The sequence below is a fragment of the Kitasatospora sp. NPDC096147 genome, from assembly GCF_044763225.1.
Taxonomy (GTDB): Bacteria; Actinomycetota; Actinomycetes; order Streptomycetales; family Streptomycetaceae; genus Kitasatospora.
Genome location: NZ_JBIWFX010000017.1, coordinates 1 through 11,975, shown reverse-complemented (window position 1 = coordinate 11,975; position 11,975 = coordinate 1). Strand labels below are relative to the sequence as shown.

Annotated in this window: 15 protein-coding genes; 11 read left to right on the top strand and 4 right to left on the bottom strand. The window is 73.2% G+C overall.

Translation table 11 applies throughout. The features are described from left to right. Positions 1-12: 12 nt before the first annotated feature. The gene (locus ACIRBX_RS33515; RefSeq protein WP_402303077.1) at positions 13-603 is read right to left on the bottom strand and encodes an HAD family hydrolase; all 591 of its coding nucleotides are present in this window, start codon (positions 601-603) and stop codon (positions 13-15) included. A 50-nt stretch (positions 604-653) separates the two neighbouring features. Between ACIRBX_RS33515 and ACIRBX_RS33510 the strand changes: the two genes are divergently transcribed. The 8 genes from ACIRBX_RS33510 to ACIRBX_RS33475 all read left to right on the top strand — a co-directional run bounded on the left by ACIRBX_RS33510 (position 654) and on the right by ACIRBX_RS33475 (position 6,721). After that, complete coding sequence (locus tag ACIRBX_RS33510; protein ID WP_402303075.1) at positions 654-1,019, top strand: hypothetical protein; 366 nt, start codon at positions 654-656, stop codon at positions 1,017-1,019. Between the two features lie 151 nt (positions 1,020-1,170). Continuing rightward, complete coding sequence (locus tag ACIRBX_RS33505) at positions 1,171-2,724, top strand: M1 family metallopeptidase (protein WP_402303073.1); 1,554 nt, start codon at positions 1,171-1,173, stop codon at positions 2,722-2,724. A gap of 113 nt (positions 2,725-2,837) precedes the next feature. Next, positions 2,838-3,950 (top strand): calcium:proton antiporter, encoded by a 1,113-nt coding sequence (locus ACIRBX_RS33500; RefSeq protein ID WP_402303070.1) that lies wholly within the window; start codon positions 2,838-2,840, stop codon positions 3,948-3,950. Positions 3,951-4,057: 107 nt separating this feature from the next. After that, positions 4,058-4,513, top strand: coding sequence for a GNAT family N-acetyltransferase (locus ACIRBX_RS33495; protein WP_402303069.1), 456 nt, complete (start codon positions 4,058-4,060; stop codon positions 4,511-4,513). 13 nt (positions 4,514-4,526) lie between these two features. After that, positions 4,527-5,210: an adenylate kinase family protein gene (locus tag ACIRBX_RS33490; RefSeq protein WP_402303067.1), complete on the top strand. Its 684-nt coding sequence runs from the start codon at positions 4,527-4,529 to the stop codon at positions 5,208-5,210. 29 nt (positions 5,211-5,239) lie between these two features. After that, a complete protein-coding gene (locus ACIRBX_RS33485; RefSeq protein WP_402303064.1) occupies positions 5,240-5,491 on the top strand; it encodes a hypothetical protein in 252 nt (83 codons plus the stop codon). Next, positions 5,488-5,859 carry a fic family toxin-antitoxin system, toxin component gene (locus tag ACIRBX_RS33480; RefSeq protein ID WP_402303061.1) on the top strand — a complete coding sequence of 124 codons (372 nt, stop codon included), beginning with the start codon at positions 5,488-5,490 and terminating at the stop codon, positions 5,857-5,859. The genes ACIRBX_RS33485 and ACIRBX_RS33480 overlap by 4 nt, the downstream gene beginning before the upstream one ends. Positions 5,860-5,962: 103 nt before the next feature. Next, on the top strand, positions 5,963-6,721 hold the full coding sequence (locus ACIRBX_RS33475; protein WP_402303058.1) for a MerR family transcriptional regulator: 759 nt from the start codon (positions 5,963-5,965) through the stop codon (positions 6,719-6,721). A 48-nt stretch (positions 6,722-6,769) separates the two neighbouring features. Here the strand turns inward: ACIRBX_RS33475 and ACIRBX_RS33470 are convergent, their stop codons facing one another. The 3 genes from ACIRBX_RS33470 to ACIRBX_RS33460 form a co-directional block, all read right to left on the bottom strand. Continuing rightward, on the bottom strand, positions 6,770-7,315 hold the full coding sequence (locus tag ACIRBX_RS33470) for a hypothetical protein (RefSeq protein WP_402303057.1): 546 nt from the start codon (positions 7,313-7,315) through the stop codon (positions 6,770-6,772). A 61-nt stretch (positions 7,316-7,376) separates the two neighbouring features. Beyond that, positions 7,377-8,150, bottom strand: coding sequence for a nucleotidyltransferase domain-containing protein (locus ACIRBX_RS33465; RefSeq protein WP_402303055.1), 774 nt, complete (start codon positions 8,148-8,150; stop codon positions 7,377-7,379). 57 nt (positions 8,151-8,207) lie between these two features. Then, on the bottom strand, positions 8,208-8,660 hold the full coding sequence (locus ACIRBX_RS33460; protein ID WP_402303053.1) for a DUF4259 domain-containing protein: 453 nt from the start codon (positions 8,658-8,660) through the stop codon (positions 8,208-8,210). A gap of 109 nt (positions 8,661-8,769) precedes the next feature. On the opposite strand from ACIRBX_RS33460, the gene ACIRBX_RS33455 reads away from it, so the two are divergent. The 3 genes from ACIRBX_RS33455 to ACIRBX_RS33445 form a co-directional block, all read left to right on the top strand. After that, positions 8,770-9,711, top strand: coding sequence for a MerR family transcriptional regulator (locus ACIRBX_RS33455; protein ID WP_402303050.1), 942 nt, complete (start codon positions 8,770-8,772; stop codon positions 9,709-9,711). A 266-nt stretch (positions 9,712-9,977) separates the two neighbouring features. After that, positions 9,978-10,133: a hypothetical protein gene (locus ACIRBX_RS33450; RefSeq protein ID WP_402303048.1), complete on the top strand. Its 156-nt coding sequence runs from the start codon at positions 9,978-9,980 to the stop codon at positions 10,131-10,133. Positions 10,134-10,180: 47 nt separating this feature from the next. Next, positions 10,181-11,975 (top strand): heavy metal translocating P-type ATPase (locus tag ACIRBX_RS33445; protein WP_402303046.1); only part of this gene is annotated, 1,795 nt, incomplete at its 3' end.

The window sequence follows — 11,975 nt, the reverse complement described above, 5'->3', positions numbered from 1 at the left end:
GGCCGCCGACCCTCAGCCCGCCCGGCCCGCCAGCACGTCCACGGCGGCCATCCCGGCCGCGGCCGCCGCCCGCAGGCCGAGGGCGGAGTCCTCGAAGACCAGGCAGTGCTCCGGGGCGACGCCGAGTCGCCGCGCCGCGAGCAGGAATCCCTCCGGGTCGGGCTTGGGCCGGCTGACGTCCTCCGCGCAGACCAGGGTCTCGAACCTGTCCGCCACGCCGAGCGCCGTGAGCGAGGCCTGCACCGATTCCCGGGTGCTGCCGGAGACCACGGCCGAGCGCAGCTCCCGGTGGGCGTGCTCGACGTGCGGCAGGATGCCGGGCAGCAGCCCGACCTCGGGCAGCAGCTCGCGGTAGAGCTCCTCCCGCCGCCGGGCCACCTCGGCCACCGGCATGGCCAGGCCCTGACGCTCGTTCAGATCGGCGAGGATGTCCGCGACCGGCCGGCCGCCCCAGGCGTGGAACAGGTCCTCGGCGAACTCGCCGCCCCACTCCCCGACCGCCCTGCTCCAGGCCCGGTAGTGCACCGGCATCGAGTCGGCGACGGTCCCGTCGCAGTCGAACAGGTAGGCCCGGAAGTCGCCTCGCGGCAGCGGAATGATCACTGCTCCACCCTACCCACCGGACCGTCCGGGCCTCGGGGCATACTGCTGCCGTGCCGACTTCCGATGATCACACTCCCCGCCGCCCCGACGACTCCGATCCCTTCGACGGCCTGGTCCTGGACGAGGACTTCGTCAAGGGCGCCACCTCCCAGGAGGGTTCGGCCCGCTCCCGGCGGCTCGCCGCCGAGTGGCAGGACCGCGCCCCCGTCGACCCGGGCGGCCGCACCTGGTCCCCCGCCGACCCGGTCTCGGCGAAGGCCTCCCGCTGGCTGGACCGCCACGGCCGGCTGGCCCTCACCGTGCTCTGCTGCTGCGGCATCGTCCTCTCGGCCGTCGCCTACTTCGTCTCCGCCCGCCGACTCCCCGCTCCCGCCCCCCACTCCCACCCCTTCCCCCTCCCTCCGAACCGCGACTGAGTCACCGTCACCCGCCCCACGCGTCACTCCGGTTGCCCCGCATTGCATGGCGTGAACATTTCATAACGGCCGCGCCAATCCCCGGCCCCGCCCGCCCCGCGCCCTCTAGCGTCGAACGACCCCGTCCGTACTCGACGCACCGGAGGACCCCGTGCGCACCAGGCTGACCCTCGCCGCCACCGCAGCCGCCGTCCTGCTCCTGGCCCAACCCGCCACCGCGGGCTCCGCCCCCTTCGGCGCACCCGGCGTCGGCGACCCGTACTACCCGGACTACGGCAACGGCGGCTACGACGTCTCGCACTACGACCTAAGGCTGACCTACCAGCCGGCCACCGACCAGCTCTCCGGCACCGCCACCATCCTGGCCACCACCACCGAGACACTGGCCCGGTTCAACCTGGACTTCGCGCTGGCCGTCCAGGAGGTCCAGGTGAACGGCCGTCAGGCCCGGTTCGCCGCCACCGGCGACCACGAGCTGGAGATCACCCCGGCCACCCCGCTGGCCAAGGGCAAGAAGGTCACCGTCGTGGTCCGCTACGCCGACGTGCCCTCCACCAAGAAGGTGTACGGCTGGACGGGCTGGCTGCGCACCCCGGACGGCGGTGTCGCGGCGAACGAGCCCGAGGGCTCCTGGTGGTGGTACCCGAGCAACGACCACCCCACCGACAAGGCCACCTTCGACGTCTCGGTCAACGTCCCGGACGGCACCCAGGCGATCAGCAACGGTGCCCTGGTCGGCCAGAGCTCCAAGCTCGGCTGGACTCGGTACAGCTGGCGCCAGACCAGCCCGCAGGCCACCTACCTGGCCACCCTCGCGGTCGGGAAGTTCGACCTCGACGCGGGCGGCAACACCACCGCCGCCGGCGTCCCGGTGATCACCGCCTACAGCCGCGACCTCGGCGAGAACGAGAGCGCCGCCCGCGCCAGTGTGGAGCGCACCGGCGAGATCACCGACTACCTGGCCACCCTCTTCGGCCCGTACCCCTTCGCCACCGTCGGCGGCTACGTGCCCAACACCCAGACCCGGTACGCCCTGGAGACGCAGGGTCAGGTCTACTACAGCCCGAAGATCTTCGCGGCCGGCTCCAACACCTCGATCGTGGTCCACGAGCTGGCCCACCAGTGGTACGGCGACAGCGTCTCGCTGGAGCGCTGGAGCGACATCTGGCTGAACGAGGGCTTCGCCCGCTACGCCCAGTGGCTCTGGTCCGAGCACGAGGGCGAGGGCACCGCCCAGGAACTGGCCGACTGGACGTACGCCTCCCGCCCGGCCGAGGACCCGTGGTGGCAGGTGCTGCCCGGCGACCCGGGGCCGGACAACCAGTTCCACTCGGCCGTCTACGACCGGGGAGCGCTGGCCGTCCAGGCGCTCCGCAACGCCGTCGGCGAGCAGGCGTTCTTCCGCATCCTGCGCGGCTGGCCGACCGAGCACCGGCACGGCAACGCCACCCTCGCCGACTTCCGCGCCTACGCCGAGCGGATCTCCGGCAAGCCGCTCGGCGCCCTGCTGGACAGCTGGCTGCTCACCCCGGGCCGGCCCGCCCCCGGCACCGCCACCTCCCCCACCCCGACGACCGCACCGACGACCGCCCTGACGACCGCCCCACCGACCGCCCGGTCGGGCCTGCGGCCGGCCACGGCCCCGCAGGAGCCGAAGTCCTGGCAGAAGATCAAGGCCACCGACGAGGCGCACCACGACCACTGACGGAGCGTCACCCGGCACGGCCCCCGCCCACCACGGCCGGGGCCCTGCCGGGCGACACGCCGAGGGCGACGAGGCCCCGGACCGGGGCGCCCCGGGCTGGAAAACTCGAGGTCATGAACGCCCAGGCCCGTAGTGAAGCTGTGAAATGGACCACCCTCGTACCCGTACTCGCCTTCGTGCTGCTCGCCTGCACGTGGGGGCGCTCGCTCTCCGGCCCGCTGGTCGCGGTGGTGGCGGTGTTCCTGGCGGGCTCCGTGCTCGCGGCGGTGCACCACGCGGAGGTGATCGCCCACCGGGTCGGTGAACCGTTCGGCTCCCTGGTGTTGGCCGTGGCGGTCACCATCATCGAGGTCGCGCTGATCGTCACGCTGATGGCCGACGGCAGTGAGAAGAACGCCACGCTGGCCCGGGACACCGTCTTCGCCGCCGTGATGATCACCTGCAACGGGATCGTCGGCCTCTCCATCCTGGTTGGCGCGATCAAGCACCGGGTCGCGGTGTTCAACCCCGAGGGCACGGGTGCCGCGTTCAGCGCCATCGCCACCCTGGCCACCCTGAGCATGGTGCTGCCCACCTTCACCACCAGCGAGCCCGGCCCGCAGTTCTCCACCACCCAGCTGGTCTTCGCCGCCACCGCCTCGCTGCTGGTCTACGGGCTGTTCGTCGGCACCCTGACGGTCCGCCACCGCGACTACTTCTTGCCGATCACCGCGACCGGCCGGATCCTGGACGACGGCGGGCTCGACGACGACCACGCGGACCCGCCGACCCGGCTCCAGACCTGGATCAGCCTGGGCCTGCTGGGTGTGGCCCTGATCTCGGTGGTCGGCCTCGGCAAGGGCGTCTCCCCCACCATCGAGAGCACCGTGGAGGACGCCGGCCTGCCGCTGTCGGTGGTCGGCGTGGTGATCGCCATGCTGGTGCTCGCCCCCGAGACCATCGCCGCCGTCCGGGCGGCCGGCCGGGACCGGATGCAGACCAGCCTCAACCTCGCCCACGGCTCCGCCCTCGCCTCGATCGGCCTCACCATCCCGGCCGTCGCGGTCGCCTCGGTCTTCCTGGACGGCCCGCTGGTGCTCGGCCTGGACGCGACCCACATGGTGCTGCTCGCCCTCACCATCGCCGTCGGCACCCTGACCGTCATGCCCGGCCGCGCCACCCCCCTGCAGGGCGGTGTCCACCTCGCCGTGATGGGCTCCTACCTCGTCCTGGCGGTCAGCCCCTGACCCAACCCCACCCCGTACGGGCCCCGCCACCGCCACCCGGTGCCGGGGCCCGTCCGCGTCCGAAACCCCCTTGACCACGCAGCTTCCCGCCCGCTTCGCTACCCCTCATGACCGACCTTCAGATCCGGCCGGTGGACGCCGGCTCCGACGCCGACCTGCGCGCCTGGCAGCACGTCCACAACACGATCATCCCCACCCACCTGCTCACCCTCGACGAGATCCGCGAGCGCGCCGCCCGCAACCGCCTCACCCTCGCCCACCTCGGCCCCGACCTGATCGGCTGCGCCACCGTCCGCCCGCCCACCGAGGACACCCCCGCTGCCACCGTGATCGCCCGCATCCTCCCGCCCCACCGCCGCCAGGGCCACGGCACCACCCTCTACCGCCACGAACTCGCCCACGCCCGCCGCACCGGCGCCCCCGTCATCGACACCGTGGTCCTCGCCACCAACCCCGACGGCCTGCACTTCGCCCACCACCACGGCTTCACCGAGACCGACCGCTACACCCTCCCCGGCGACACCGTCCCGTACGTCGACCTCCGCCTCACCGAAGCCACCTGAGGGAGCAGCACCCGTGCGCGTCCTCCTCCTGGAACCTCCGCTCTGGCCGTACGAGACCCCTGCCGCCCTGCTGTCCCGAGCCCTCCCGGCCCCGGTCCTCCGTTTCAGCAGCCTGATCCGCGACCAGCTCGACCGGGGCACACCAGCCGGCATCCGGATCCGCGAACGGATCGAGAGCGGCAGCCTGGTGACGGATGATCTGGCACGCGGGGCCGTCCGTGAGCACCTGAGCCGGAGCGCACCCACCGCCTTCCTCCTCACCGGCTTCCCCTTCAACCCGGCGCTGGCCGCCGCCTTCGACACCGACCTGCACGAGCGGGGAACGCCCCTCGACGCCGTCCTGCTGTTGCGACCCACCGAGCCCGCCGTCGACCAGTTCGTCCGCCACCGGGCGACCCGCCGTTCCTGCCCGGTCGACGGCCCCCAGGTCTACGGGCCGAACCCCGCCGGCGACCCCTGCCGGACCTGCGGTGGCGAGCTCGTCCAGCGCCCGGGCGACCACCCCGAGGAGAGCCGCCGCAAGATCGACGGCATCTCCTCGACCCTCGACGGCATCGCCCGGCACTACGCCGCCCAGCACCTCCTGCGCACCGTCGACGCCCTCCCCTCCGCCGAAGACAGCACCGCCCTGGCCCTCGCCGCGCTGCGTGCCGGACGCCCTGGACCGGACGCCCGTCCCACCGGGGCCGTCTTGTAGCGACCCCTACCCTTCGCTACGTTGGTGCCATGAAGCAACTGAACGTCCGGCTGGACGACGGGGTGCACGAGGCACTGGAGCAGCGCGCCGAGGCGGCCGGGATGACCCTGCCGGACTACGCCCGCAAGGTGCTGGCCGAGGAGGCCGACGAGCGGCGCGAGCGCTTCCTCACCGCTGCCGCCCACTTCGCCTCCGCCTGGGGGCCGGCCTTCGAGGCCGAGTTCGGGCCGTACCCGGCCGCCGGGCGGTCGAAGGCCGGGCCCCGGGCGGACGCCGCGTGATCCTCCGCGTCGACCGGGCCTGGCTGCTGGACATCGCCCACCAGTTCCTCCGCTCCGACCCGGACGTCACCGACTACGGCACGCTGGCCGCCGCCGTCGCCCGCCACGTCGACGAGGTGATGGAGGTCCCCGTCTACGGCGCCGTCAACCAGCGCGCCGCCGCCCTGATGCACCAACTGGTCCGGGTCCCCGCCCTGGAGTTCGGCAACGAGCACTTCGCCGCCGTGGTCGCCGCCTCCTACCTGGCCGCCTCCGGCGTGATCGTCACCGCCGAACCCAAGCACGCCGTCGACCTGGCCACCCGCATCCGCGAGGGCCGGGCCGACGTCCGCGAGACCGCCACCGCCATCCGCGCCTGGTACCGCTGACTCCCACCGTCCCCGGGCTTGCAGTTGACGCTGCGGCAGCTTCTACGGTCATGACCAGGGCCGGAACGACCGGCCCGGCGAGAGTGGGTACGGAGCGACCACCATGGACCTGTCCATCGCGGAGGTGGCCCGGCTGTCGGGTGTGACCGCCCGGACACTGCGGCACTACGACGAGATCGGCCTGCTGCCGCCGGCCCGGATCGCCGGCAACGGGCACCGCCACTACGGGGAGCGGCAACTCCTGCTGCTGCAACAGATCCTCGTACTCCGCGCGCTCGGGGTCGGCCTCCCGGAGATCGGCCGGATCCTCACCGAGCAGGTGGACGAGGTGGAGGCCCTGCGCGGCCACCACCACCGCCTGCTCGCCGAACGGGACCGGCTGGACGCCCTGGCCACCACCGTCGCCCGCACCCTCGCCGACCTGGAACGCTCCAGAGAGGACGGCCACCCCATGACCATCAACCGCCCGGAGAACCTCTTCGAAGGCATCACCCCCGACCGGTACGAGGACGGTCTCCAGGACTTCCCCGCCCTGGCCGAGGCCACCGCCCGCCGCACCGCCACCATGGACGCCACCGCCGTCGAGGCCGGCCAGCGGGAGCGGACGGCCGCCATGATCCGCCTCGCCGAGCACCTGACCGCCGGCACCCCGGCCTCCGCCGCCCCCGTCCAGGCCGAGATCGACGCCCAGTACCGCTCCCTCGCCGAGCTGCACCCCGTCACCCCGGAGGAGTTTCGCGCCATGGGCCTCGGCTGCGTGCGGAACCCGTCCTGGCGCGCCGCCTACGAGGCCGTCACCCCGGGCCTGGCCGACTACCAGCACACCGCCATCGAGTTCTACGCCACCACCCGCCTTTCCTGACCCCCGTCCGCGTCCGGACCGACCCGGGGCCAGCGGGACGGGCCGTCGTCAGATGCCGTCCGCCCAGGCGGCCAGGCGCTCGAAGTGACCGGTCGTCAGGCCGGTCCTCGGGTCGATCCGGAGCAGCAGCGCGGGGCCCGCATGGTGGGCGCGGACCCACTCCGTGTCGGCCTCGGTGATCAGGTCGTCGACCCAGGCGAAGGCACGGCCCCGGGCCCAGGCCACGACGTCCGGGGTCTTCCAGAAGACACCGCCACCGGGCTCGGGGCGGGGCCTCGACCAGGTGATGACGGGCAGTCGGGGCAGGCCGAGGAGCGGCGCCAGGTGGGAGTTCGCTTCCTCCTCCCAGGTCGTCGCCCAGACCGGATCGAAGGGCAGCGCGGTGAGCGCCGGGCCGTGGGTCTCGTTCAGCCAGACCCGCAGCGGCTTGACCGGCCGGTTCGGCTGCCCGTCGTCGTCCAGGCGCCGCCGCTCCCTCGCCTTCCAGCTCGGCGTGATCAGCCGGTGCGTCCCGTAGCCCTCGGGCCGCCGGTACGGCTTCGCCGCATAGGGGTTCAACGGCCCGTCCACGTCCAGCAGCAACAACGGTCGCATCGTCCGCCCTCCCGAAGATCGTTCCCGGACGGTACCGACTCCCCGTCAGCAGGGCGACTCCTTATCGTCCTTCGGGCGAGGGCCTCGGCGGCAGAGCGAGAGCGCGCTCGATGCCGTGCCGGACGAAGGCCCGGGTCCGCAGCCCCCGGCGGACCCGGCGGAGCGGGTTGACCGGGGCGGGGGCCGCGTAGCGGCGGTCGCGGATGCCCTGGACCAGGTCGGCGGGCGCGCCCATCGCGAGCAGCTCGGTGAGGGCCTCGCCCTTGGTGATCAGCCGGTCCTCGCGCAGGGTGACGGTGGCGCGGGCCAGCACCACGGGGCCGAAGTCCACCCAGACGTCCCGGAGCCAGAGGAGGGGGCGACGGGTGGCCGGGAGCCAGAACTCGGCGAGGTCCTGCCGGATGAAGGAGGCCAACTGGCCCGGGAGCAGCGGCGGGAGGAGCTCCACCGGGGCCGGGCCGTGGAAGGTGAGTCCGCCGTCGAGGAGTTCACGGCGCGACACCGGGGTCACGGGGCGCTTCAGCATCCCGCCGTGGGCCCAGGTGAGGTGGTCGGCCCCTGCCTCGGCGAGCGCGTCGCGGGCGAGGTAGGAGCAGTGCAGCTTCTCCGCCGTCGGCTCCTCCGCCCGAAGCCGCCGGTGCAGGCCGACCAACCGCTCCCGGGTCTCCGCGGACGGGGCTTCCGCGAGCACCGCGATCAGGTCCAGGTCACTGCGCCCGGGCTGGAAGTCACCGAGGGCAAGCGACCCGTGGGCCCAGACCGCCACCGTCGGCACCGCCCGCCGTACCCGGTCGACGAAGCTTCGCAGCATCGGATCCGTCCCGGTGTCCCCCATGCCTTGATCCTCGCACCCACCCGCCCACCGCGTGGCCGGTTCGACACGAACGATCCGTCAGAGGTCGAAGAGGGTCTGTTCCAGGCACAAGGGCTCGGGCTCGGGCTCGAGGAGGGCGCGCAGGCGGCGGACGTCCTGCCGCCAGGCCCGGCCATCCGCTTCCTCGTCCCAGAGCTCGGCGAGTTCGGAGCCCTCGGCCACCACCCGGTCGAGGGCTCCGACGGCGAGCGGGCGGAGGTCGGGGGTGAGGGCGGGGAACGGCTCGTCGGGGGCGTAGACGGTGTCGAGGGGCGGTCCGCCCGGGCACCGGGCAGCGACCAGGGCGGCAGCGGCGACGGCCACCATGCCCACGGGGGCGTCGAGTTCGACGGGGGCCGCCGGGGTGTCGGCGGCGCGGACCAGGGCGGTGCGCACCATCGCCACCCGCTCGGCGGCGGGTGCCTCGTCCAGGTCGTCGGCGAAGTCGGCAGCGGTGTCGTTGTCGAAGGGTCCGATGTCCCAGGTGCCCATGGCGCTGTTCTCCTCCTGCACGGTCGAGCGGTGATCGTCGCACTGGCCGCCGACAGCACCGGGAGAATGCGCTTGAGTCTCCCGTGGGTGGAGACCGGAGAGTACGGGCATGGACGGCGACACGCTCTTCACGATCGGGGCCCTGGCCCGGCGGACCGGACTGACGGTCAAGACCATCAGGTACTACTCGGACGAGGGGATCGTGCCGCCGACGGACCGCAGTCCGTCCGGCTACCGGCTGTACGACGTCGGGGCGCTGGCCCGCCTGGACCTGGTGCGCACCCTGCGCGACCTCGGACTCGAACTCGCCGTGATCCGGCGGGTGGTGGAGAACGAGATCACGGTGCCCGAGGTCGCGGCGGCGCACGCCGACGCCCTGGAGGTGCAGATCCGCACCCTCCGCCTGCGACGCGCCGTACTGCGCGCGGTGGCCGAACGAGGCTCCACGACCGAGGAGATGACACTCATGCACAGGCTCGCCAAGCTCTCCGACGAGGAACGCCGCCGCCTCGTCGCCGATTTCGTCGACGACACCTTCGGCCGGCACGACGCCAACCCCGAACTGGTCGAGATGCTCCGCGCCGCCGCGCCGGTCCTGCCCGACGACCCGGAGCCGGCCCAGGTGGAGGCCTGGGTGGAGCTCGCCGAACTCATCCAGGACCCCGAATTCCGGTCCGCCGTCCGGAGGATGGCGGAGTACCAGGCCGCCGAGCGGGCCCGGGGCGACCGGACCGGCCTGCACCACGAGCTCACCGAGGCGGTCCGCGAGGCCGTCGGCCGGGCACGGGCCGAGGGCGTCTCCCCCGCGTCGGCCGAAGCGGCCCCGGTGGTCGACCGGCTGACGGCCCGCTATGCCGCCACCTTCGGACGCCCGGACGACGCCGAGCTGCGACGGTGGCTGCTGAACCGTCTGGAGGCGGCGGGCGACCCCAGGACCGAGCGGTACTGGCAGCTGCTCGCGACGGTCAACGGCTGGCCCGTCCCGGACAGCCTGGCCCCCGTCCTCGCATGGTTCGCCGGGGCACTGCGCGCCCACCCCGCCGCCGCCTAACGCACGGCTGGCGGGAGAACCGCAGGGGCTCCCCGGTCGGCACGCTTCGACGTGCCGGCCGGGGAGCCCTTTTCGTTCGGCGGGGGCCGTCCACCCGCGGATCATTGCACCTCAAAGCTGCCGAAACATGCATGAAATCACCCGCCCTTCACCTGACGAGCCTTCGGACCACGCTTGCCCAAGGTACCCCCCGGGGGTATAAATGTACTCAGCAAGGGATACCCCCCATGGGTATCTGAGACTCCTCGTCCCCCTGGAGAAACGCCATGTCCTGCTGCTCCCCCACCGGCACCTGCTCGACCACCGCGACCGTCGAACCGCCCACGGTCTCCCCGGACACCACCACCGTCCAGGCGTCCGACGAGGCGCCTGACGAGGCGTCCGACCGGACGGGCACCGACCGCCCGACCGACCGGATCTGAGAACCGGCCCCCTCCGTCCCCTGCACGAGCCAGCGAGGAGCAGCACGATGACCACCCAGGCACCCGCCTCCACCGAGGTGGAACTCGAGATCGGCGGCATGACCTGCGCGTCGTGCGCCGCCCGGATCGAGAAGAAGCTCAACCGGATGGACGGCGTCGAAGCCACCGTCAACTACGCCACCGAGAAGGCGAAGGTCGCCTTCGCCGCCGACACCGTGCGGGTGACGGACCTGATCGCCACCGTCGAGGCGACCGGCTACACCGCCGCCGTCCCCCGGCCCGCCCCGACCGCCGACACCGACACCGCCACGGCCACCGCCGACGGTGAGCCGGACCCGCTGGTGTCACTGCGGCAGCGCCTGGTCACCGCCGTGGTGCTCAGCCTCCCGGTGGTGGCGATGGCGATGGTCCCGGCGCTGCAGTTCGACAACTGGCAGTGGCTCTCGCTCACCCTGGCCGCCCCGGTGGTGACGTACGCCGCCTGGCCGTTCCACCGGGCGGCCTGGACCAACCTCCGGCACGGCGCCGCGACCATGGACACCCTGGTCTCGGTCGGGACCGGGGCGGCCTTCCTCTGGTCGCTGTGGGCACTGTTCTTCGGACACGCGGGCATGCCGGGGATGCGGCACGGCTTCGAGTTCACCATCGCCCGCTCCGACGGTGCGTCGAACATCTACCTGGAGGCGGCGGCCGGGGTCACCGCCTTCGTCCTGGCCGGGCGGTACTTCGAGACACGCTCGAAGCGGACCGCGGGCGCCGCGCTCAAGGCGCTCCTCCACCTCGGCGCCAAGGACGTGGCGGTCCTGCGGGACGGCGTGGAAGTCCGGGTACCGACCGACCGGTTGACGGTCGGTGAGCTGTTCGTGGTCCGGCCCGGGGAGAAGATCGCCACCGACGGCACCGTGGTCGAGGGCTCCTCCGCCGTGGACGCCTCGATGCTCACCGGCGAGTCCGTCCCCGTCGAGGTCGGCATCGGCGACACCGTCACCGGCGCCACCGTCAACGCCGGCGGCCGCCTGGTGGTCGAGGCCACCCGGGTCGGCGCCGACACCCAACTCGCCCGGATGGCCAAGCTGGTCGAGGACGCACAGAACGGCAAGGCCGCCGCCCAACGCCTCGCCGACCGGATCTCCGCCGTCTTCGTCCCCGTCGTCATCGTCCTGGCCCTGGCCACCCTGGCGTTCTGGCTCGCCACCGGCGAGGGGTGGTCGGCCGCGTTCACGGCCGCCGTGGCGGTGCTGATCATCGCCTGCCCCTGCGCCCTCGGCCTCGCCACCCCCACCGCCCTGATGGTCGGCACCGGACGCGGCGCCCAGCTCGGCATCCTCATCAAGGGCCCCGAGGTACTGGAGACCACCCGCTCGGTCGACACCGTCGTCCTCGACAAGACCGGCACCGTCACCACCGGCACCATGACTCTCCTCGCCATCCACACCACCGACGAAGTGACGGACGATCAGGTCCTCCGCCTCGCCGGTGCCCTCGAACACGCCTCCGAACACCCCATCGCCACCGCCATCACCGCCGCCGCCACCCAACGCCACGGCACCCTCCCGCCGGTGAAGGACTTCCACAACCTGCCCGGCCGAGGCGTCACCGGCACCGTCGACGGCCACACCGTCACCGCCGGCCGCGAAGCCCTCCTCGCCGACCACGCCCAACACCTCACCCCCGAACTGGCCAACGCCAAGGCTGCCGCCGAGGCCGCCGGACGCACCGCCGTCGCCGTCGGCTGGGACGGCCGGGTCCGGGCCGTCCTGGTGGTCGCCGACGCGGTGAAGCCCACCAGCGCCGAAGCCGTCACCCGCCTGCGCGCCCTGGGCCTGCGCCCCGTCCTGCTCA